The sequence below is a fragment of the Streptomyces sp. NPDC036815 genome, from assembly GCF_055609205.1.
The window spans coordinates 159609-181107 of record NZ_JBVJPW010000008.1; the positions used below are offsets into that span (position 1 = coordinate 159609).

18 protein-coding genes and 1 riboswitch are annotated in these 21499 nt (G+C 71.7%); of the genes, 11 read left to right on the top strand and 7 right to left on the bottom strand.

Annotation, left to right across the window (positions count from 1 at the left end; genetic code table 11):
- Positions 1-99: 99 nt before the first annotated feature.
- Positions 100-1332, top strand: a complete 1233-nt coding sequence (locus ACZ69I_RS18660; protein ID WP_470833298.1) for a citrate synthase/methylcitrate synthase — start codon at positions 100-102, stop codon at positions 1330-1332.
- A gap of 118 nt (positions 1333-1450) precedes the next feature.
- On the opposite strand, the gene ACZ69I_RS18665 is transcribed toward ACZ69I_RS18660, so the two are convergent.
- The 3 genes from ACZ69I_RS18665 to ACZ69I_RS18675 all read right to left on the bottom strand — a co-directional run bounded on the left by ACZ69I_RS18665 (position 1451) and on the right by ACZ69I_RS18675 (position 2833).
- Positions 1451-1696, bottom strand: coding sequence for a hypothetical protein (locus tag ACZ69I_RS18665; protein ID WP_467676771.1), 246 nt, complete (start codon positions 1694-1696; stop codon positions 1451-1453).
- 137 nt (positions 1697-1833) lie between these two features.
- Complete coding sequence (locus ACZ69I_RS18670) at positions 1834-2172, bottom strand: DUF6082 family protein (RefSeq protein WP_470833300.1); 339 nt, start codon at positions 2170-2172, stop codon at positions 1834-1836.
- 100 nt (positions 2173-2272) lie between these two features.
- Entirely contained in the window at positions 2273-2833 is a 561-nt protein-coding gene (locus ACZ69I_RS18675) for a DUF6082 family protein (RefSeq protein ID WP_470833302.1), read from the bottom strand.
- Positions 2834-3148: 315 nt separating this feature from the next.
- On the opposite strand from ACZ69I_RS18675, the gene ACZ69I_RS18680 reads away from it, so the two are divergent.
- Positions 3149-4270 carry a CobW family GTP-binding protein gene (locus ACZ69I_RS18680; RefSeq protein WP_470833303.1) on the top strand — a complete coding sequence of 374 codons (1122 nt, stop codon included), beginning with the start codon at positions 3149-3151 and terminating at the stop codon, positions 4268-4270.
- 118 nt (positions 4271-4388) lie between these two features.
- Here the strand turns inward: ACZ69I_RS18680 and ACZ69I_RS18685 are convergent, their stop codons facing one another.
- The gene (locus ACZ69I_RS18685) at positions 4389-6842 is read right to left on the bottom strand and encodes a DNA gyrase/topoisomerase IV subunit A (protein WP_467676765.1); all 2454 of its coding nucleotides are present in this window, start codon (positions 6840-6842) and stop codon (positions 4389-4391) included.
- 223 nt (positions 6843-7065) lie between these two features.
- Here ACZ69I_RS18685 and ACZ69I_RS18690 point away from each other — a divergent pair, with 223 nt between their 5' ends.
- The 4 genes from ACZ69I_RS18690 (at position 7066) to ACZ69I_RS18705 (ending at position 11897) form a co-directional block, all read left to right on the top strand.
- Complete coding sequence (locus tag ACZ69I_RS18690) at positions 7066-8436, top strand: M16 family metallopeptidase (RefSeq protein ID WP_467676763.1); 1371 nt, start codon at positions 7066-7068, stop codon at positions 8434-8436.
- Positions 8433-9818, top strand: a complete 1386-nt coding sequence (locus tag ACZ69I_RS18695) for a M16 family metallopeptidase (RefSeq protein WP_470833306.1) — start codon at positions 8433-8435, stop codon at positions 9816-9818. Before ACZ69I_RS18690 ends, ACZ69I_RS18695 begins: the two co-directional genes overlap by 4 nt.
- A 196-nt stretch (positions 9819-10014) precedes the next feature.
- Positions 10015-10177, top strand: a riboswitch (cyclic di-AMP (ydaO/yuaA leader).
- A 12-nt stretch (positions 10178-10189) separates the two neighbouring features.
- Positions 10190-10993, top strand: a complete 804-nt coding sequence (locus tag ACZ69I_RS18700; RefSeq protein WP_467676759.1) for a M23 family metallopeptidase — start codon at positions 10190-10192, stop codon at positions 10991-10993.
- Between the two features lie 211 nt (positions 10994-11204).
- Complete coding sequence (locus ACZ69I_RS18705; protein WP_470833307.1) at positions 11205-11897, top strand: GntR family transcriptional regulator; 693 nt, start codon at positions 11205-11207, stop codon at positions 11895-11897.
- 162 nt (positions 11898-12059) lie between these two features.
- On the opposite strand, the gene ACZ69I_RS18710 is transcribed toward ACZ69I_RS18705, so the two are convergent.
- A complete protein-coding gene (locus ACZ69I_RS18710; protein WP_003993478.1) occupies positions 12060-12341 on the bottom strand; it encodes an HPr family phosphocarrier protein in 282 nt (93 codons plus the stop codon).
- Between the two features lie 153 nt (positions 12342-12494).
- On the opposite strand from ACZ69I_RS18710, the gene ACZ69I_RS18715 reads away from it, so the two are divergent.
- The 4 genes from ACZ69I_RS18715 (at position 12495) to ACZ69I_RS18730 (ending at position 17953) form a co-directional block, all read left to right on the top strand.
- Positions 12495-15371, top strand: a complete 2877-nt coding sequence (locus ACZ69I_RS18715; RefSeq protein WP_470833309.1) for a bifunctional acetate--CoA ligase family protein/GNAT family N-acetyltransferase — start codon at positions 12495-12497, stop codon at positions 15369-15371.
- Between the two features lie 91 nt (positions 15372-15462).
- Positions 15463-16050, top strand: a complete 588-nt coding sequence (locus ACZ69I_RS18720) for a DUF5998 family protein (protein WP_467676753.1) — start codon at positions 15463-15465, stop codon at positions 16048-16050.
- On the top strand, positions 16050-17237 hold the full coding sequence (locus ACZ69I_RS18725) for an alkaline phosphatase family protein (protein WP_470833312.1): 1188 nt from the start codon (positions 16050-16052) through the stop codon (positions 17235-17237). Before ACZ69I_RS18720 ends, ACZ69I_RS18725 begins: the two co-directional genes overlap by 1 nt.
- A 53-nt stretch (positions 17238-17290) precedes the next feature.
- Complete coding sequence (locus ACZ69I_RS18730; RefSeq protein WP_470833314.1) at positions 17291-17953, top strand: thymidine kinase; 663 nt, start codon at positions 17291-17293, stop codon at positions 17951-17953.
- A 1-nt stretch (position 17954) separates the two neighbouring features.
- Here the strand turns inward: ACZ69I_RS18730 and ACZ69I_RS18735 are convergent, their stop codons facing one another.
- A complete protein-coding gene (locus tag ACZ69I_RS18735; RefSeq protein WP_467676747.1) occupies positions 17955-18680 on the bottom strand; it encodes a VOC family protein in 726 nt (241 codons plus the stop codon).
- A gap of 447 nt (positions 18681-19127) precedes the next feature.
- On the opposite strand from ACZ69I_RS18735, the gene ACZ69I_RS18740 reads away from it, so the two are divergent.
- On the top strand, positions 19128-19955 hold the full coding sequence (locus tag ACZ69I_RS18740; RefSeq protein ID WP_467676745.1) for a sulfurtransferase: 828 nt from the start codon (positions 19128-19130) through the stop codon (positions 19953-19955).
- A gap of 104 nt (positions 19956-20059) precedes the next feature.
- Here the strand turns inward: ACZ69I_RS18740 and sepH are convergent, their stop codons facing one another.
- Complete coding sequence (gene sepH, locus ACZ69I_RS18745; RefSeq protein ID WP_467676743.1) at positions 20060-21160, bottom strand: septation protein SepH; 1101 nt, start codon at positions 21158-21160, stop codon at positions 20060-20062.
- Positions 21161-21499: the final 339 nt, after the last annotated feature.

A 21499-nucleotide genomic window follows, 5' to 3' on the forward strand; every position in this document is an offset into this window, starting at 1 on the left:
GCGACGACTGCATTTTCGTATTGATTCAATCAATATTGACAGAGCTTCAGTCAAGCATGGACAGTCGAATCAAGTCCAGGTAGGAAGTCGAGGAACAACATGCCGATCAATGGCTCCACCGCCACCCCCGCCGAACCCGTCCAGGTCCCACGAGGACTCGCGGGCGTCGTCGTTACCGAGACCGAACTCGGGGACGTCCGGGGACACGAGGGCTTCTACCACTACCGCCAGTACTCGGCGGTCGAGCTCGCGCAGCACCGCAGCTTCGAGGACGTCTGGCACCTGATGTTCCACGGCGAGCTGCCGGACGCCGAGCGGAGCGCCGCCTTCGCCGCGCACACCGCGTCGCTGCGGCACCTGCCCGACGAGGTGCGCGACGCGCTGCCCGCCGTCGCTCGTGCGAGCGCGCTGTCCGGGCCGCTCTCCGGGCTGCGCACCGCGCTGTCGCTCTTCGGTGCGTCGCAGGGCTTCCGTCCGGTCTACGACATCGACGACGACCGGCGCCGCGCGGACGCCCTGGCCGCGTCCGCCGTGGTGCCGACCCTGCTCACCGCCCTGTACCGGCTCGGCCAGGGGCTCGACCCCGTCGAACCGCGCGACGACCTGTCGTACGCCGCCAACTACCTCTACATGCTCACCGGTTCGGAGCCGGACTCGGTGCGTGCCCGGGCGATCGAGCAGTACTTGATCTCGACCATTGATCACGGGTTCAACGCGTCAACATTTACCGCCCGGGTCATCACCTCGACCGGTGCGGATGTGGCGGCCTGTCTGGTCGGCGCGGTCGGTGCGCTGTCCGGCCCGTTGCACGGCGGTGCGCCGAGCCGCGCCCTGGACACCCTTGACGCGATCGGCGCCCCCGACCGCATCGACGGCTGGATCCGCGAGAGGGTCCTCGCGGGCGACCGCATCATGGGTTTCGGGCACCCGGTCTACCGCACCGAGGACCCGCGCTCACGCATGCTGCGGGGCGTCGCGCAGCAGTTCGGCGGCGACCTGGTGGAGTTCGCGGTCGAGGTGGAGCGGCACGTCGAGGCGATCTTGGCGGAGCTGAAGCCGGGGCGGGAACTGCACACGAACGTGGAGTTCTACGCCGGCGTCGTCATGGAGCTGTGCGGGCTGCCCCGCGAGATGTTCACGCCGACGTTCGCGTCCGCGCGGGTGGTCGGCTGGAGCGCGAACGTCCTGGAACAGGCCCGCGACTCGAAGATCATCCGCCCGGCGGCGCGGTATGTGGGGGCGGTTCCGCCGGTTCCGGTACCGCCGGTCGCAGCCTCGGCTCCGCTGTCGGCGAGCCTCGCCCCTCCGGTGCAGGAGCTTCCGGAGGCTTGACGGAAGAGGGCCTGGCCGCGCTTGTGACGGCCAGGCCCTTGGTGGGTACGGGTACGGGTACGGGTACGAAGACTCCGACCGGCCCGCACGCGGGGCAGGCCGGAGGGCGGCTCATCGATCAGACATCGGGGATGTCGGTCTTGGCGCGAAGTAGCGTTTCGCGGGTGATGACCACGATCCGTTCGTCATGCGAACGCCCTGCGTCGGCCGGAAGTTTGCTGTCGAGTGCCGCGGTCCTGTCGGCGCCGATGACGGCGAAGGAGCCGTCACTCAGCTCGAAGATGTCCGGGCATGTGTTGCCGTCGAGGCTGCCGCGCTGACGAGGGGAAGCGCCGATGCGGCGGGTGATGTCTGGAGTGGTCACGAGCGGTACGTTGCCATCCACCGAGGGCACCCTCGCGCCATTTTCACCCACCGGGACAGTCGAGAATCAGCCAACCTGTGTTCTGCTGTGACGCCTTGACGGCCCGTCGGGAGTACGTGCCGAGCGGACGCATCCGGTCAGGAGCCGGTGGGCGGCGCCGGAGGAGAGGGCGGCAGGAAGTACTCGGCGGATCGCACGGGCGGCCCCGCGGCCGTGGCGGCGGCATGCGCTTCGTCGGCGAGGTGCACGAAGCGGCGCAGCAGGCGATCGGAACCCGATGCGATGAGCCGCTGCCGCGAGGGCCCGCTGTTCGCCCAGCAGGCGCGGCCGACCTCGCCGCGGAAGTAGCCCTCCAGCGTGGCCCGCACGGTGGGTTCGTCGACGAGATTCAGCTTGAAATCGCTGCTCCACATGCTGACGATCAGATTGCTCACCAGTAGCTGGCGCCACTGCTGCCGCGTCACAGGGGTGGGCAACGGTACGACTCCACGTTCTGCATCCGGGGCTGACGTGCCTGGACCACCGATGGGTAATTGCGCCGATACGACTTCTCCGAGGACGCGGACGTCCCGCCGTTCACTCCGGAGGGGTGCCGACCACCCACCATTCCTCTGTCTCGGCCTCGTCGAGGTCATGGAGCAAGTTGTCCACCATGCGGCCGACTTGGGCCTCCACCGAGCCCTCTTCCAGGCTCGCCCTGGCGGCCCGTGTCACCTCCCAGTACTCGCGGAAGATGGGGTTCTGGAGCGTGCCGCGCAGATGCCCGAAGAGCTCGACCCGGCTGACGTTGCCGATGCGGTAGGCGAGGAGGGCGTTGGTGTACAGGGCGTTGGCGAAGAGGAACTGGCGGTGCTTGGTGGGCGGGACCGAGCCCTCGTACGTGTCGAGCACGGCCGCGAGCGTGGGATCCTCCATCGCCTTGCTCAGTAGCTCCCACTGGAGTCGCTGCTGGTTGGCCAGGTCGACGTGCCGCTGCTGTTCGCCGCGGTCCGGCCGCTCGCACCGTTCGAGCCGCAGACGCAACCTCTTGAGCTGGAATTGCTGGTTGATCAAGGCACCCACGGTGCCGATGGTCAAGGCCAGTCCCGCCGCGGTGGCCGGACTCACCCCCCGTATCCAAAAGTTCTGTGTGGTCATGTCAACCCCCGAATCGGCGACCGTCCGCCGGTCGTCGGGTGCGGGTCGACAGGGAGCGGACCGGCGAGCGATGGGCGGTGCGCTTGCCGTCTCCCAGGGTGCCGAGCGGCTCTGACCGGCGGGGAGGCGGAGAGGAGGCGCACGGAAGGAAGCAGGGGTCGCACATCCCGGCGCCATGCCTGACGTGTGCCCCGCGAGCGCCGCTAACAATCGTTCACTTCGCGGCCCGACTACGCCCACTTATCCTGGGGCCGTCTTCATTCGTCGTACGGGGCCCGCCGCGGCCCGTACCTTCGTCGACACGAGAGGCCCGCGTTGAACAAGCAGCAGATCCCGGTCGTCGTCCTGGCCGGGTTCCTGGGCTCCGGCAAGACGACCCTGCTCAACCATCTGCTGCACCGCAGTGGCGGCAGCCGGATCGGCGCCATCGTCAACGACTTCGGGTCCATCGAGATCGACGCCATGTCGGTCGCCGGGCAGCTCGGCGACTCGACCGTCTCCCTCGGCAACGGATGCCTGTGCTGTGCCGTGGACGCGAGCGAGCTCGACGAGTACCTGGAGCGGCTCGCCCGGCCCGCCGCGCGCATCGACGTCATCGTCATCGAGGCCAGCGGGCTCGCCGAGCCGCAGGAACTCGTGAAGATGCTGCTGGCCAGCGAGAACCCGCACATCGTGTACGGGGGGCTCGTCGAGGTCGTCGACGCCGCCGAGTTCGACGCGACCCGGGAGCGCCACCCCGAGGTGGAGCGGCACCTGGGAATCGCCGACCTCGTCGTCGTCAACAAGGCCGACCGGGTGCCCGGCGAGGAGCGCGAGCGGGTCCTCGGCGTCGTCCGCGGGCTCGCGGGGCGCGCGGCCGTCGTCGCCGCCTCCTACGGCCGCGTCGACGTGGAGCTCTTCTTCGACCGTGCGCCGGTGGGGGAGCGGGTCGGACAGCTCTCCTTCGACGACCTGCGGGGCGACGTCGACCAGCAAGGCGACGCCGGTACGGGCGCTCCGGAGGACGGCGGGCGCTGCGAAGACGGCTCCTGCGCCCTCCACGGCCACCTGCACGCCGCGTACGAAAGCCTCTCCTTCACCTCCGAGGTGCCCATGGGGCCGCGCCCCCTCATGGCCCTGCTCGACAGCAGGCCCGAAGGGCTCTACCGCATCAAGGGGTACGTCGACTTCGGCGCCGCCGACCCGCGGAACCGGTACGAGGTGCACGCTGTGGGCCGGTTCCTGCGCTTCTACCCGGAGCCGTGGGCTCCGGACGAGCCGCGGCTGACGCAGCTGGTGCTCATCGGGTCGGGCGTCGACGTCCCGGCTCTGGAGAAGGAGTTGGAGGCCTGTCGCGAGTACGCCCCACAGGCCGATGAGCGCGGCATGTGGGGCGTACTGCGTTACGTCCAGGAGCCCGACGAGGGGCCGGTAGAGGAACCGGCCGAGGCGAGCTAGCCAGCGGCAGGCGGGTCCGCCAGAGGCAGGCAGGCCGGAGGCGGGCGGGCAGACAGGCAGGCCGGGCCAGAGGTCGGCCCGCCGCCGACTCCACCGGCCCCGCCACCGCCGCCGCCGACTACACCGGCCCCGCCACCGCCGCCACCGGCTTCGCGAGCGAGACGCCCGAACCGTCACGCCGCGGGTCGATCTCCGGCAGCTCGGCCGGGGCGCCGTTGCGCTGCGCCGCGTGCGGAGGCGTCGGGCCCGCCCAGGCGAAGCTCAGGCAGTCCTCGCCCTTCAGGAAGCGCTGGACTCGGACACCGCCCGTGGCGCGGCCCTTGCGCGGATACTGGTCGAACGGCGTGAGCTTGGCCGTCGTCTGCACCGAGTCGTCGAGGGTGCCGCGCGAGCCCGCCACCGTGAAGACGACCGCGTCCACCGCCGGATCCACCGCCGCGAAGGAGATGACCTTCGCGCCGTCCGCGAGCTTGATGCCCGTCATGCCACCGGCGGGGCGGCCCTGGGGACGCACCTGCGCGGCCTGGTAGCGAAGGAGCTGGGAATCGTCCGTGATGAAGACCAGGTCCTCCTCGCCGGTGCGCAGCTCGGCCGCGCCGACGATCCGGTCACCGTCCCTGAGGGTGATGACCTCCAACTCCTCCTTGTTGGACGGATAGTCGGGGACCACGCGCTTGACGACGCCCTGCTCGGTGCCGAGCGCGAGGCCCGGCGAGGACTCGTCGAGCGTCATCAGGCAGATCAGCTTCTCGTCCTTCTCCAGGGAGAGCAGCTCCGAGACGGGCGCCCCTCCGGAGAGGTTGGGGGCCGCCGCCGTCTCCGGCAGCTGGGGGAGGTCCACCACGGAGAGGCGCAACAACCGCCCCCCGGACGTGACCGCGCCCACCTCGCCGCGCGCCGTCGCCGGCACCGCCGAGAGGATCACGTCGTGCTTGACGCGCTTGGTGTCGCTGTCGGCGAAGGGCTCGCCGTTCGCCGTACGGGCCAGGAGGCCTGTCGACGACAGGAGCACCCGGCACGGGTCGTCGGCCACCTGCAGCGAGACCGTGGCGGCCGGGGAACCGGTGGACTCCAGGAGCACGGTGCGCCGGTCGGTGCCGAACTTCTTGGCGACGGCGGCCAGTTCGGCGGAGACCAGCTTGCGCAGCTCCGCGTCCGACTCCAGGATGCCGGTCAGCTCGTCGATCTCGCCGTTGAGCCGGTCGCGCTCGGACTCCAGCTCGATGCGGTCGAATTTGGTCAGCCGGCGCAGCGGCGTGTCCAGGATGTACTGCGTCTGGATGTCGCTCAGCGAGAAGCGCTCCATCAGGCGCTCCTTGGCCTGCGCGGAGTTCTCGCTGGAGCGGATGAGGCGGATGACCTCGTCGATGTCCAGGAGCGCGACCAGGAGACCCTCGACCAGGTGCAGGCGGTCGCGCTTCTTGCTGCGGCGGAACTCGCTGCGGCGGCGCACCACGTCGAACCGGTGGTCGAGATAGACCTCGAGGAGCTCCTTGAGGCCGAGGGTGAGGGGCTGGCCGTCCACCAGGGCCACGTTGTTGATGCCGAAGGACTCCTCCATCGGCGTCAGCTTGTAGAGCTGCTCCAGGACGGCCTCGGGGACGAAACCGTTCTTGATCTCGATGACCAGGCGCAGGCCGTGCGCGCGGTCGGTGAGGTCCTTGACGTCGGCGATGCCCTGGAGCTTCTTCGAGCCGACCAGGTCCTTGATCTTGGAGATGACCTTTTCGGGGCCCACGGAGAAGGGCAGTTCGGTGACGACCAGGCCCTTGCGGCGCGCCGTCACGTTCTCCACGGAGACCGTGGCGCGGATCTTGAACGAGCCGCGGCCCGATTCGTACGCGTCCTTGATGCCGGTCAGGCCGACGATCCTGCCGCCGGTGGGCAGGTCGGGGCCCGGCACGTACTTCATCAGGGTCTCTAGGTCGGCCGCCGGGTGCTTGATCAGGTGCCGGGCGGCGGCGATGACCTCGCCGAGGTTGTGCGGCGGCATGTTCGTCGCCATGCCGACGGCGATGCCGGACGCGCCGTTGACCAGGAGGTTCGGGTAGGCGGCGGGGAGGGCGGTGGGCTCCCTCTCCTGGCCGTCGTAGTTCGGCTCGAAGTCGACCGTGTTCTCGTCGATCGACTCCGTCATCAGGGACGTGGCGTCGGCCATCCGGCACTCGGTGTACCGCATGGCGGCCGGCGGGTCGTCGTTGCCGAGCGAGCCGAAGTTGCCGTGGCCGTCCACCAGGGGGAGGCGCATCGAGAAGGGCTGGGCCATGCGCACCAGCGCGTCGTAGATCGACGCGTCGCCGTGCGGGTGCAACTTACCCATGACCTCGCCGACGACGCGGGCGCACTTCACGTAGCCGCGGTCGGGGCGCAGGCCCATCTCGTTCATCTGGTACACGATCCTGCGGTGCACCGGCTTCATGCCGTCGCGGGCGTCCGGCAGGGCTCGTGAATAGATGACCGAATACGCGTACTCGAGGAAGGAGCCCTGCATCTCGTCGACGACGTCGATGTCGAGGATCTTCTCCTCGTACGAGTCGTCGGGCGGCGGGGTCTTCGTGCTGCGGCGGGCCATCGCTGCTGCGGCTCCTTCACCAACAAGTGCGGGATCTGACGCCGACCATTGTGGACTGTCCCACTGACAACGCAGACCACGACCCGTGCACCGGCGGCGTCACACGCGACTACGCCGAGGGCGGAGCGGGAACTTCGTCAGGTGCTGACACGCTTGCATACAGTGGCAGGACTGGCAGCAATTGTTCTGATCCAGCGATGATCCAGCGATCGAAGGGACGTACATGCCCATGGGTCACACGGCCACAGCCGAGGCCGGCTCCGGCGGCCTGACAGCGACCGAGCACCGGCTGGCCAACGGCCTGCGCGTGGTGCTCTCCGAGGACCACCTGACCCCGGTCGCCGCGGTCTGCCTCTGGTACGACGTCGGCTCGCGCCACGAGGTCAAGGGGCGAACCGGCCTCGCGCACCTCTTCGAGCACCTCATGTTCCAGGGCTCGAAGCAGGTGCACGGCAACGGCCACTTCGAGCTGGTCCAGGGAGCGGGCGGTTCGCTCAACGGCACGACGAGCTTCGAGCGCACCAACTATTTCGAGACCATGCCCGCCCACCAGCTGGAGCTGGCCCTGTGGCTCGAGGCCGACCGGATGGGCTCGCTGCTCACCGCGCTCGACGAAGAGTCCATGGAGAACCAGCGGGACGTCGTCAAGAACGAGCGCCGCCAGCGCTACGACAACGTCCCGTACGGCACCGCCTTCGAGAAGCTGACCGCTCTCTCGTACCCGGAGGGCCACCCCTACCACCACACGCCGATCGGCTCCATGGCCGACCTGGACGCGGCCACCCTGGAGGACGCCCGCGCGTTCTTCCGCACGTACTACGCGCCGAACAACGCCGTCCTGTCGATCGTCGGCGACATCGACCCGGCACAGACGCTCGCCTGGGTCGAGAAGTACTTCGGGTCGATCCCCGGGCACGACGGCAAGCAGCCGCCGCGCGACGGCTCCCTGCCCGAGCGCATCGGCAAGGAGCTCCGTGAGGTCGTCGAGGAGGACGTACCGGCCCGCGCCCTGATGGCCGCCTACCGCCTCCCGGAGGACGGCACGCGCGCGTGCGACGCGGCCGACATCGCCCTCACCGTTCTCGGCAGCGGCGAGTCCTCGCGGCTCTACAACCGCCTCGTGCGCCGGGACCGCACCGCGGTCGCCGCCGGGTTCGGTCTGCTGCGCCTGGCCGGGGCGCCCTCGCTCGGCTGGCTGGACGTGAAGACGTCGGGCGACGTCGAGGTGCCCGTCATCGAGGCGGCCGTCGACGAGGAGCTCGCCCGCTTCGCCGCGGAGGGCCCCACTCCGGAGGAGATGGAGCGCGCCCAGGCCCAGTTGGAGCGCGAGTGGCTCGACCGGCTCGGCACGGTCGCGGGCCGCGCCGACGAACTGTGCCGGTACGCCGTCCTGTTCGGCGACCCGCAGCTCGCCCTCACCGCCGTGCAGCGCGTCCTCGACGTCAGCGCCGCCGAGGTCCAGGAGGCCGCCAGGGCCCGCCTGCGCCCGGACAACCGCGCGGTGCTCGTGTACGAACCCGTGACCGTCGCCGACGAGGGCGAAGCAGGCGTCGAGGACGCCGTGGACGCCGAGGAAGAGGAGGCGGCGAAGTGACCGAGGCCGCGACGATGCAGTTCCATCCACAGCCCCAGGCCGGTACGGCCAAGCCCTGGGCCTTCCCCGCGCCCGAGCGCGGCACGCTGCCCAACGGCCTCACCGTGCTGCGGTGTCACCGCCCCGGCCAGCAGGTCGTCGCCGTCGAGATCCACCTCGAAGCGCCGCTGGACGCCGAGCCCGAGGGCCTCGACGGCGTCGCCACGATCATGGCGCGGGCGTTCAACGAGGGCACCGACAAGCACTCCGCCGAGGAGTTCGCCGCCGAGCTCGACCGGTGCGGCGCGACGCTCGACGCGCACGCCGACCACCCGGGCGTGCGGGTCTCCCTGGAGGTCCCGGTCTCCCGGCTGCCCAAGGCGCTCGGCCTGCTCGCCGACGCCCTGCGGGCCCCCGCCTTCGCGGACAGCGAGATCGAACGCCTCGTACGCAACCGCCTGGACGAGATCCCGCACGAGGCGGCCAACCCGGCGCGCCGCGCCGCCAAGGAGCTCTCCCGGCAGCTCTTCCCGGCCACCTCGCGCATGTCCCGGCCCCGCCAGGGCACCGAGGCGACGGTCACGGCCATCGACTCGGCGGCGGTGCGCGCCTTCTACGAGAAGCACGTGCGGCCCGCGACGGCCACCCTCGTCGTCGTCGGCGACCTGACCGGCACCGACCTGGACACCGTGCTCGCGGACACCGTCGGCGCCTGGACCGGCTCCGCGGGCGAACCGCGCCCGGTGCCGCAGGTGACCGCCGACGACCGCGGCCGCGTCGTCATCGTGGACCGCCCCGGAGCGGTCCAGACGCAGCTGCTGATCGGCCGCGTGGGCGCCGACCGGCACGACCGCGTCTGGCCGGCCCAGGTCCTCGGCACGTACTGCCTGGGCGGCACCCTCACCTCCCGCCTCGACCGCGTCCTGCGGGAGGAGAAGGGATACACCTACGGAGTGCGGGCGTTCAGCCAGGTGCTGCGCTCGGCGCCGGACGGCACGGGCGCCGCGATGCTCGCCATCAGCGGCTCCGTGGACACCGAGTCCACCGGCCCGGCGCTCGACGACCTCTGGAAGGTCCTGCGCACCCTCGCCGCCGAGGGCCTGACCGACGCCGAGCGCGATGTGGCCGTGCAGAACCTGGTGGGCGTGGCCCCGCTCAAGTACGAGATGGCCGCCTCCGTGGCGGCCACCCTCGCCGACCAGGTCGAGCAGAACCTGCCGGACGACTTCCAGGCGCAGCTGTACCGGCGGCTGGCCGCCACCGGCACCGTGGAGGCCACCGCGGCCGTCGTGAACGCCTTCCCGGAGGACCGCCTGGTGACGGTCCTCGTCGGGGACGCCGCGCAGATCGAGGAGCCCGTCAGGGCGCTCGGGATCGGTGACGTGAGTGTGGTCACCGGCTGAGTGACGGTCAGGACACAAGGGGACCCCAGTGGCCACTTCGGCCGCTGGGGTCCTCATATGTCCGAATTGCTATGGAGGTTGCCTGTCTGCTCTGTGGCGTGCGCTACAAAAGTGGAGTTCTGTTTGTCGAACGAAAGACGCCCCGTTTAGCGTCGGTCCGGCTGTTCGTCGCGCACTACGCCGCATCCGCGGCACCGGACAGTCATCGCCGAGTCCCCGTACGGCGCGAGCCAGGGGAGCCGGGGACCCACACGTCCCCTGGGGTGAATCGGGCACCTTGCCGCGAGGCGAGGAACCCGTAGGAGACCTTCCTGCTCCGAACCCGTCAGCTAACCCGGTAGGCGAGAGGGAAGGAAAGGATCACCCGCCACATGGCGTTCACCCGTGCCACCGGGAAGCACCGTCGTCCGAGCCGCCTCACGCGGACCACCGCGAACGTCGCGGGTGTCGCGGCGCTCACCACCACCGGTGTCATCGGAGGCCTCGCGGCCCCGGCGCTCGCCGCCGCCGACGAAGCGGCCGTCGAACACACCGGCCTCACCCAGGCGATATCCGTCGGCGACTCGCTCGCCGAGAACATCGGCGCCCAGGCCGCCGCCCAGCGCCAGGCCGCCGACGACGCCGCCGCCGCGAAGAAGGCCGAAGAGGCCGCCAAGAAGAAGGCCGCGGAGGAGAAGCGCAAGGCCGAGGCCGAGGCCAAGGCGAAGGCCAAGAAGGAGCGCGAGGCCAAGGAGCGCGCCGCCCGCGAGGCCGAGCGCAAGCGCCTGAACACCTACGTCGCCCCGGTCGACGGCTCGTACGTCTCCACCGGCTACCAGACCGGCGGTGCCATGTGGTCCTCCGGCAGCCACACCGGCATCGACTTCCACGCCGCGTCCGGCACCTCCGTCCACGCGGTCGGCTCCGGCACCGTCGTCGAGGCGGGCTGGGGCGGGGCCTACGGCAACAACGTGGTCATCAAGATGAACGACGGCACGTACACCCAGTACGGCCACATGTCGTCCCTCGGCGTCACCGTCGGCCAGACGGTCACCCCGGGCCAGCAGATCGGCCTCTCCGGCTCCACCGGCAACTCCAGCGGCCCGCACCTCCACTTCGAGGCCCGCACCGGCGCGGAGTACGGCTCGGACATCGACCCGATCGCGTACCTCCGCTCGCACGGCGTCAACGTCTGACGCACGCGGCCCCCGCGATACTCCACCGAAAGCCCCGGCTCCCGGCGAGCCGGGGCTTTCGGCATTGCCGCCGCCCGCACCCGTCACCCTTGGCCAAAAGATATCCATGGATTCCGGCCCGCCGTCGGAAATTGCGGTTCTCTGCAATAGAGTCACCGAACGAGCGTCGGTCGACCGCGATTATGCGGGGATGAAGGCGGAGGTCCGGGTCATGCGTGTTCCCGCGCATTCGGTATGCACGGCCATCCGGGACGACATCGTCGCCGGCGTGCACGAAAGGGGCAGTCGGCTGGCCGAGGAAGTCCTCGCGCGCCGGTACGGCGTCTCGCGGGTTCCCGTGCGCGAAGCCCTGCGCACCCTGGAGGCCGAGGGCTTCGTCGTCACCCGCAGGCACGCGGGCGCGTGCGTGGCCGAGCCCACGGAGCAGGAGGCCGCGGACCTCCTGGAGGTCCGGACGCTGCTCGAACCGCTTGCCGCGGCACGCGCCGCGCAGCGCCGTACGGACGCGCACCTCAAGGTCCTGCGCGGCCTCGTCAGGCTGGGTCAGGAGCGCGCGAGGAACGGTCGGGGGGAGGATCTGCGGCCGCTGGGCGGCTGGTTCCACGAGACGCTCGCCCAGGCGTCCGGCAGCCCCGGCCTCAGCGCCCTGCTCATCCAGCTGCGGCACAAGGCCGCCTGGATGTACGTCGTCGACAGCCCGGCGGCGCCCGCCGACTCCTGGGCCGAGCACGCGGCGATCGTGGACGCGGTGGCCCGCGGGGACGCGGAGCGGGCCAGGGCGCTCACGGGCGCGCACGCCGCGCGGGCGACGGCCGCGTACCGGCCGCGCCACGTCCGGCGGCCGGCGCGCGGCCGGGTGAGCGATTCGCAACATGCCGTAAACACGGTGAGCCTCCAGAATTAACGGAGGCGCCGTATACAAAGGAGAGGTATTTCTCGGCTTCCATTCCTTGGATGATTGCCGGGTTCTCCCTCAATTGTTTGCGCGTTCACGCGCAAACGTCGATGGGGTCACCCGGAATTCCGGGTGACCCCATCGACGCTTTTCCAGGAACTGGAATGTGTCCTAGACCGTCTCCGGAAGCTCCTCGAGCCCCTCCGAGACCAGCTTCGCCAGACGGTCGAGCGCGGCGTCCGCACCCTCGGCGTCGGAGGCGAGCACGATCTCCTCGCCGCCCTGGGCACCCAGACCGAGCACCGCGAGCATCGAGGCGGCGTTGACCGGGTTGCCGTCGGCCTTGGCGATCGTCACGGGGACGCCGGCGGCCGTGGCCGCGCGGACGAAGATGGAGGCGGGTCGGGCGTGAAGGCCCTCGGCCCAGCCGACGTTGACGCGGCGCTCAGCCATGTGTTGCTGCCCTTCCAGGTGTCTCACACTTGTCTAGACCAGTGTCTCATGCCGTTACGGGTGCTCCGTCGGACACGTGTCCGCTCCCGATCGCCTTCGACCCGTCCTAGCCTGCCCCGGCCCCGGCGGCCGCGCGACCCGTACCCTGGCCCCATGCAGACCGCGTCGGATCAGCAGGATCGGCACGACTACCCCGCCCACTGGGAAGCCGATGTGGTGCTGCGCGACGGAGGTACCGCCCGGATCAGGCCGATCACGGCCGAGGACGCGGACCGCCTGGTCAGCTTCTACGAACAGGTGTCGGACGAGTCGAAGTACTACCGCTTCTTCGCGCCCTACCCGCGACTGTCCGCCAAGGACGTGCACCGTTTCACCCACCACGACCAGGTCGACCGCGTGGGGCTGGCGGCCACAGTGGGCGGCGAGTTCATCGCCACCGTGCGCTTCGACCGCATCGACGAGCGCGGCATGGCCGCCAGCGCCCCGGCCGACGAGGCCGAGGTCGCCTTCCTCGTCCAGGACGCCCACCAGGGCCGGGGCGTCGCCTCCACCCTCCTGGAACACATCGCGGCCGTCGCCAGGGAGCGCGGCATCCGCCGGTTCGCGGCCGAGGTGCTGCCCGCCAACACCAAGATGATCAAGGTCTTCACGGACGCGGGTTATCAGCAGAAGCGCAGCTTCGAGGACGGTGTCGTCCGCCTGGAGTTCGACCTGGAGCCGACGGACCGCTCGCTCGCCGTGCAGCGCGCCCGCGAACAGCGCGCCGAAGGCCGCTCGGTGCAGCGCCTCCTGACGCCGGGCTCGGTCGCGGTGATCGGCGTCGGCCGGGTCCCCGGCGGCGTCGGCCGGAGCGTCCTGAGCAACCTCGAGGAGTCCGGCTTCACCGGGCGTCTGTACGCGGTGAACAGCGCGTTCGGCGAGGAGGGCGACGCCGCCGACATCGACGGAGTGCCCGCACACCGTTCCGTGGCGGCCATCGCGGAGCCCGTGGACCTCGCGGTGATCGCGGTGCCCGCCGACCGGGTGCCGCAGGTCGTCGCCGAGTGCGGCGAGCGCGGGGTGCAGGGCCTCGTGGTGCTCTCCGCCGGGTACGGGGAGAGCGGCCCCCAGGGGCGCGAGCGGCAGCGCGAACTGGTCCGCCAGGCCCGGTCGTACGGCATGCGGATCATCGGTCCGAACGCCTTCGGCGTCATCAACACCTCGCCGCAGACACGGCTCAACGCCTCGCTCGCCCCGCAGTCGCCCGCGCGCGGGCGGATCGGTCTGTTCACCCAGTCCGGCGCGATCGGCATCGCCCTGCTCTCCGGCCTGCACCGGCGCGGCGCGGGCCTCTCCACGTTCGTCGGCTCCGGCAACCGCGCGGACGTGTCCGGCAACGACCTGCTCCAGTACTGGTACGAGGACCCGGACACCGACGTCACGCTGATGTACCTGGAGACCATCGGCAACCCGCGCAAGTTCACCCGGCTCGCACGGCGTTCGGCGACCGCCAAGCCGCTCGTCGTGGTCCAGGGCGCCCGGCACAGCGGCATCGCCCCGACCGGCCACGCCGTGCAGGCGACCCGGCTGCCGCACGCCACGGTCTCGGCGCTGCTGCGCCAGGCGGGCGTCGTCCGCGTCGACACCGTCACGGAGATGGTCGACGCGGGGCTGCTCCTCGCCGGCCAGCCGCTGCCGTCCGGGCCCAGGGTGGGCATCCTCGGGAACTCCGAGTCGCTCGGCCTCCTCACGTACGACGCGTGCGTTGCCGACGGCCTGCGGCCGCTGCCGCCCCGCGACCTGACGACCGGGGCCGTCCCGGCCGACTTCCGGGCGGCGCTCACCGAGGCGCTGTCGGACGACGGCTGCGACGCGGTGATCGTCAACGCCATCCCCTGGGTGGGGGAGGACGGGGCCACCACCGACCCCGGGACCCTGGCCACGGAGCTGCGGGCGGCGGCCGCCGGATGCCCCGCGAAACCCGTCGCCGTGGTCCACGTGGAGCTCGGCGGGCTCGCCGAGGCGCTGGCCGCCGCCACCAGTACCAGGCCCGACGCGGCCCCTCCCGTGCCCGGCGCCGTCACCACTGACACCCGGGGCGCCTCCGGTACCGGTACCGGCCCGAAGCCCCAGTCCTCCGCGGAGGCCACCCCGAGCCCCCCGTCCCAGCCCGCCGACCAGTACCGCATCCCCGCCTACCCCGCCGCCGAGCGCGCCGTACGTGCCCTCTCCGAAGCGGTCAAGTACGCACAGTGGCGGCGCGAGGCCGCCGAGCCCGGACGGGTGCCCGAGTACGACGACATCGACGAGAGCGGGGCCGCCGCGCGCATCACGGAGCTGCTCACCAAGGACGGCGACCCGCGCGGTGCCACCCTCGCCCCCGACGACGCCCACGAGCTGCTCAGGCACTACGGCATCCGCGTACGGCGGGCCCTGTCCGCGCCCGACGCCGACGCGGCGGCACAGGCCGCGCGCGTCATCGGCTACCCCGTGGCCCTGAAGACCACGGCCCCGCACCTGCGACACCGCGCCGACCTCGGCGGTGTCCGCCTCGACCTCACCGACGAGGGGCAACTGCGCCGGGCCTACCAGGAACTGACGGAGCTGTTCGGCAAGCCCGCGGAGCTGCGGCCCGTCGTGCAGGGCATGGTGCCGCGCGGCGTCGACACGGTCGTACGGGCGGTCATCGACCCGGCGGCCGGAGCAGTGCTCTCCTTCGGCCTCGCGGGCGCCCCCTCCGAGCTGCTCGGCGACACCGCGCACCGCCTCGTCCCGGTCACCGACCGCGAGGCGTCCTCCCTGGTCAGGTCCATCCGGACCGCGCCGCTCCTGTTCGGCTGGCGCGGGTCCGCGCCCGTCGACACCCCGGCTCTCGAAGAGCTGCTCCAGCGGGTCTCCCGGCTCGTCGACGACCACCCCGAAGTCGTCGGTGTCTCCCTGGAGCCCGTGGTCGTCGCCCAGCGCGGCCTCTCCGTGCTCGGCGCCTCCGTCCGGCTCGCGCCCCCGCCCGCCCGCGACGACCTCGGCCCGCGCACCCTTCCGGGGTACTGAGCCGCCCTTTCCGGGTGCCGGAGCGGCCGGCTCCCGGCCGGTGCGGCCGCGGGGCACCGTGCGCCCCGCACCGGGCCGTAGGATGGACGGCATGGCAAAGACCGGTACGACGACCCAGGGGCTGCGCGCGGCGATCGAGCGCAGCGGCTACTACCCGGCCCTCGTGGCCGAGGCGGTGGAGGCCGCGATCGGCGGCGAGGCCATCGGGTCGTTCCTGGTCCACCAGGAGACGACGTTCGACGCCAACGAAGTGCGCAGGCACGTCACCGTGCTCGTCCTGACCGGTACGCGCTTCATCGTCAGCCACACCGACGAGCAGGCGGCGGACAGCACGTCCCCGGCGCCGTACGCGACGACCTCCACGGAGTCGGTCAAGATCGGCCGCATCTCCTCGGTCGTGGTCAGCCGCGTCGTCGCCAACCCCGAGAAGTACGTTCCCGGAACGCCGCCGCGCGAGGTCGTCCTGACCATCGGCTGGGGCGCCGTGTCGCGCATCGACCTGGAGCCCGCGGCCTGCGGCGACCCCAACTGCGAGGCGGACCACGGGTACACGGGCAGCTCCACCGCCGACGACCTCAGCCTGCGGGTCAGTGAGGCGGGGGACGGCCCCGACGCGGTGCGCCAGACCCTCGCCTTCGCCCAGGCGCTGTCCGAGGCGACCGCGGACACCGCCCGCTGATGCCCCTGCCCTCCTGGGACGACGTACAGCCGCTCTCCCTCGACACCGCACCCGTGCCCGCGTACGGCACGGGCTCCCTGGCCGACCTGCTGCCCACACTCGTCGCCCTGCAAGGCGTCGACGGCTTCACGCCCACGATCCCCGAGCTCGCCCCGGCCGACCGGAACTGCGTCTTCCTGATCGACGGCCTCGGCTGGGAGCAGCTCAAGGCCCATCCGGCCGAGGCCCCCTTCCTGGCCTCGCTCCTGGAGAGTTCGCGGGGCGGCACCGGCCGGCCCCTCACCGCGGGCTTCCCCGCCACCACCGCGACCTCGCTCGCCTCGGTCGGCACGGGCCTGCCGCCCGGCGCCCACGGCCTGCCGGGCTACACCGTCCGCGACCCGGCCACCGGCGAACTGATGAACCAGCTCCGCTGGAACCCGTGGACCGACCCGTACGCGTGGCAGCCGTACCCCACCGTCTTCCAGCAGGCCCACGCCGCCGGTGTGCACACCGCGCAGGTCTCGGCGCCGCACTTCGAGCACACCCCGCTCACCAAGGTCGCCCTGAGCGGCGGCTCCTTCCGGGGCAGGCGCTCCGGCGAGGACCGCATGGACCTCGCCGCCCAGCAACTGGCCGCGGGGGACCGCTCGCTGGTCTACACGTACTACGCGGAAGTCGACGGCAAGGGCCACCGCTTCGGCGTCGACTCCGACGCCTGGCGCGGCCAGCTCATGTACGTCGACCGGCTGGCCCAGCGCCTCGCCGAGCAACTGCCGCCGCGCAGCGCCCTGTACGTCACCGCGGACCACGGCATGATCGACATCCCCTTCGACGAGCAGTCCCGCATCGACTTCGACGAGGACTGGGAGCTGCGCGCCGGCGTCGCCCTCCTCGGCGGCGAGGGCCGCGCCCGCCACGTCTACGCGGTGCCGGGCGCCGAGAGCGATGTCCTGACGGTCTGGCGCGAAGTGCTCGGCGAGCAGTTCTGGGTGGCCTCCCGCGACGAGGCGATCGCCGCGGGCTGGTTCGGTCCACACATTGATCAACGTGTGTACGAGCGCCTCGGCGACGTCATCGCCGCCGCCCACGACGACGCCGCGATCATCGCCACGGAACGCGAGCCCAACGAGTCCGCCCTGGTCGGCATGCACGGCTCCATGACCCCCGTCGAGCAGCTGGTCCCGCTCCTGGAAGTACGCTCCTGACCGGGCTCCGCCCGCCCGTCTCCCCGTCCGCCCCGAAAGGTCCTCAACCCCCCATGTCCGAGCTGGTGTTCTTCTCCGGAACGATGGACTGCGGAAAGAGCACGCTGGCTCTGCAGATCGAGCACAACCGTTCCGCCCGCGGACTCCAGGGGATGATCTTCACGCGGGACGACCGCGCGGGCGAGGGCAAGCTCTCCTCCCGGCTCGGCCTCGTCACCGACGCGACCGAGGCCGCGGACGACTTCGACTTCTACGCCCACCTCGTCGACCACCTCTCCCAGGGCGGCCGCGCGGACTACGTGATCGCGGACGAGGCGCAGTTCCTGGCGCCGGAGCAGATCGACCAGCTCGCCCGGGTCGTCGACGACCTCGGCCTGGACGTCTTCGCCTTCGGTATCACCACCGACTTCCGCTCCAAGCTCTTCCCGGGCTCGCAGCGCCTGGTCGAGCTCGCCGACCGCGTCGAGGTGCTCCAGGTCGAGGCCCTGTGCTGGTGCGGGGCCCGCGCCACCCACAACGCCCGCACCATAGGCGGCGAGATGGTCGTCGAGGGCGCCCAGGTCGTCGTGGGAGACGTCAACCAGTCGCCCGGCGAAGTGGGCTACGAAGTGCTGTGCCGCCGCCATCACCGGCGCAGGGCGACGGCGGCGACCGCACGAGCTGGGGCCCTGTCGCCCGACGTGCTGCCGGTCGACGCGGCCGGCGCCCGCGCCTGAATCAGGCGTCGTCGGGCGAGTGCACGAGGGCGAAGACCGCGCCCTCCGGGTCCGCGACCGTCGCCGTCCGGCCGTGCTCGCCGGCCCTGGTCCGGTCGATGACGTAGCCGCCGAGTTCGACGGCCCGCTCGACCGCCTCGTCCACGTCGGTGACCTCGAAATACGTCATCCAGTGCGGGCCCCGGTCGCGCGGCAGCGCCTGGCCCAGGCCGTGCACGGACGCCACCGGGCGGCCGTCCACGCGCAGCGTCACGTGGTCGAAGTCGGCCGAGACCACGGCCTCTTCGGTGCAGCCGAAGACCGACTGGTAGAACTTCAGGACGCTCGCCGTCTCCCGGGTCAGCAGCTCGTTCCAGACGGGGGTGCCGGGCCTGCCGAGCACCGCGGTGCCCAGATGGGCCGCCGCCTGCCAGATGCCGAACACCGCGCCCGCCGGGTCCGACGCGATGGCCATCCGGCCGGCCTCGCCCGCGTCGATCGGGCCGACGCCGACCGTGCCGCCGCAGTGCCGCACCGCGTCGGCCGTCGCGTCCGCGTCGTCCGTCGCCAGATAGGTCGTCCAGGCGATGGGCAGATGGCGGTCGGCGGGCAGCCTGCCGATGCCCGCCACCTCCCTGCCGTCGAGCAGCGCCCGTACGTACGGCCCGAGCTGCTCCGGCCCCGGCCGGAACTCCCAGCCGAAGAGCGCTCCGTAGAACTCCTGGGTCGCGGCCAGGTCGTGCGTCATCAGACTCACCCAGCAGGGCGTGCCGGGCTCGCGCCGGCCGGCCCCCGCGCTGTCGCGCCGCTCCTTCGCCCAGGAACTCGACGAGCCCTGTTCAGGGGGGACCCCATTCGCCCGCGCCTCGGTCATCGTCACCCTCTCCTCGGCCGTCGTGACGGCCGGTCAGATATCACTCTCGAATGCGCGCACGATCGCCGCGCCCACTCGCGCCCGTGCAGATGCTCGCACCGCCTGCCACGCCGCGCGGCTCGACCGCGCCGCGCCGTCCGGCTTCCCGCCGGAAGATGCCCGATTTACGGTTCCTCACCCGTTGACACGCGATGGCCGGGCGATGTCCGTCTGTCGTACAGGGTGTACATGGTTCCGTACACCCCGTGTTCGGGCGCGTCCGGCCGAGCAGGGTAGCCGCACCTTGGCGGCGCGACCACCCCGTACGCAAGGATGGGACGTATGAATCCCATCATCTCCGCATCCCAACTCGCGGGCGAGCTGGCGGGCCAGAACCCGCCGGTGCTGCTCGACGTCCGCTGGCAGCACCAGGGCTCGATGCGTTCCGGGTACGAGGAAGCGCACATTCCGTCGGCCGTGTTCGTCGATCTGGACGCTGACCTCGCAGGTCCCGCCGGTGCGGGCGGTCGGCACCCGCTGCCCGATCTCGGCCGGTTCGGCGCCGTGATGCGGGCGGCGGGGGTCTCGGAGGACCGGGACGTCGTCGTGTACGACGGTGGCCAGAACTGGGCGGCGGCGCGGCTGTGGTGGATGCTGCGCTGGACGGGTCACCCGTCCGTGCGCGTCCTGGACGGTGGCATCGCCCTGTGGACCGGTTCCCTGGAGGAGGGTCCTGGCCACGCCCAGGCCGAGGGAACCTTCGAGCCCGCCCCCAACGACACCGACCTCCTGGACGCGGACTCCGCCGCGGCGCTGGCCCGTTCCGGCCTGCTCCTGGACGCACGCGCGGCCGAGCGCTACCGGGGCGAGGTCGAGCCGATCGACAGTGTGGCCGGGCACATCCCTGGCGCGGTGTCGGCGCCGACCACGGAGAACGTCGCGGAGGACGGCAGCTTCAGGCCCGCGGCCGAGCTCGCGGACCGCTTCAAGGCCCTGGGGGCGTCCGGCACTTCGGAGGTGGGCGTCTACTGCGGCTCCGGCGTCTCGGGCGCCCACGAGGTGCTCGCGCTCGCGGTGGCGGGAATTCCGGCCTCGTTGTACGTCGGTTCGTGGTCGCAGTGGTCGGCCGACCCCTCGCGCCCGGTGGCGACGGGCCCCGATCCGCAGTAGAGCCATCAGCTCGGTGGGAGTTGGCCACGGAGAGGGGGCCCGCACCCGGCCGGGTGCGGGCCCCCTCTCCGTGGAAGCTGCCTGAGCGGCTTCCGGCCGAGGCGCTATTCCTGCTTCTTGCGGCGCGTGCCGAAGACGATCTCGTCCCAGCTGGGCACCGCGGCGCGGCGGCCCGGACGGACGCCGTCGGCCTCGGCCTGACGGTCCGTGGAGCCGACGAGACGGTCGCGGTGGCTCGCCACCGAGCGCGGCATGAGCACGTCCGCGTAGGCCGCGCCGGCGCCCGCCGACGCCGCCGGGGGCTCCTCGGCATCCGGCTCCTGCTCGGGCTCCTCCTGAGCGGGCGGCGGCAGTTCCGTGGTGGTCGTGGCCGAGGGGCGCTCGGGTACGACCATGTCGCCGCGGAAGCTGGGCACCGCCTCCAGGAGGCTGGTCAGCGAGTCGCGCTCCTGTTCGGCGACCGCGGAGCCCGCGCCGGAGCCCTCCTCCGGCGGGTCGGCCGGCGGCAGCGGGATGCTCGGTCGGTCCAGCTGACGGTCCAGGGCGCGGTCGAGCGGCCGGTCCGCGGGGCGGTCCCGGGGCAGCCGGGCGATGCGCGGCACGAACGGGAAGCTGGGCTCGGGCGCGGAGATGTCGTCCGTCTCGCCGATCAGCGAACGCGCCTCGTCGTCCACGGCCTGGACGAGCCGCCGGGGCGGGTCGTAGGTCCAGCTCGCGCAGTGCGGTTCGGTCGCGACGCGGTAGACGAGCAGGACCTCCCACGTGCCGTCGTCGCGGCGCCAGGAGTCCCACTGGACGGTGTCCTTGTCGACGCCCCGTAGCATCAGCCGCTCCTGCACGGCCTCGCCGAGCTGGGGTCCGGTGTTCTCGCCGGGACGGCGCACGGGGGTCTTCCTGGCGCGCTCCGCCATGAAGGCGCGCTCCGCGAGCACAGGTCCTTCGAAGCGGCGGACGCGGTCGACGGGGATGCCGGCGAACTGGGCCACTTCTTCCGCGCTGGCGCCGGCACGTATCCGTGCCTGGATGTCGCGCGGTCGGAGGTGGCTCTCCACCTCGATCTCGATCTGACCGAGTCGGGGCCTGTCGCCGCGGACGGCCGCACGCAGCCGTTCGTCGATCGGAAGCGTGTACTCCGTGCTGTCCGCAGCTTTGAGCACCAGCCGTGTGCCGTCGTTGCTGACGGCCACGACACGCAGTTCGGGCATGGGGACCTCCCGGGTGGTGCCTGCCGACGTCACGTGCGTCGCTGCTTCCGCTAGTCGAGTGTGGCCTGCCCGGGTGCAGCCTGCCACAACCTTGCCGAGTTGCCCGGCGTGTCGGGCATGGGCCCTGGATCGCCGTTATGGCACGGTTACCATTTCGCAACGCTAAGTGACGAGGTTCGTCACCCTGTGCAGCGAGCCCCCCACCCGGCGGTCCTTCGAGGCCCCGGGCACCCTGGCGGGAGACCGGACCCAGGGCTCGCAACAGTACTCCATTCGGGCCACGCGGGTGGACCGCCGCGCCGCCGAACTTCTCGTGGAGGACGGCAGTTGGCGCCCGCT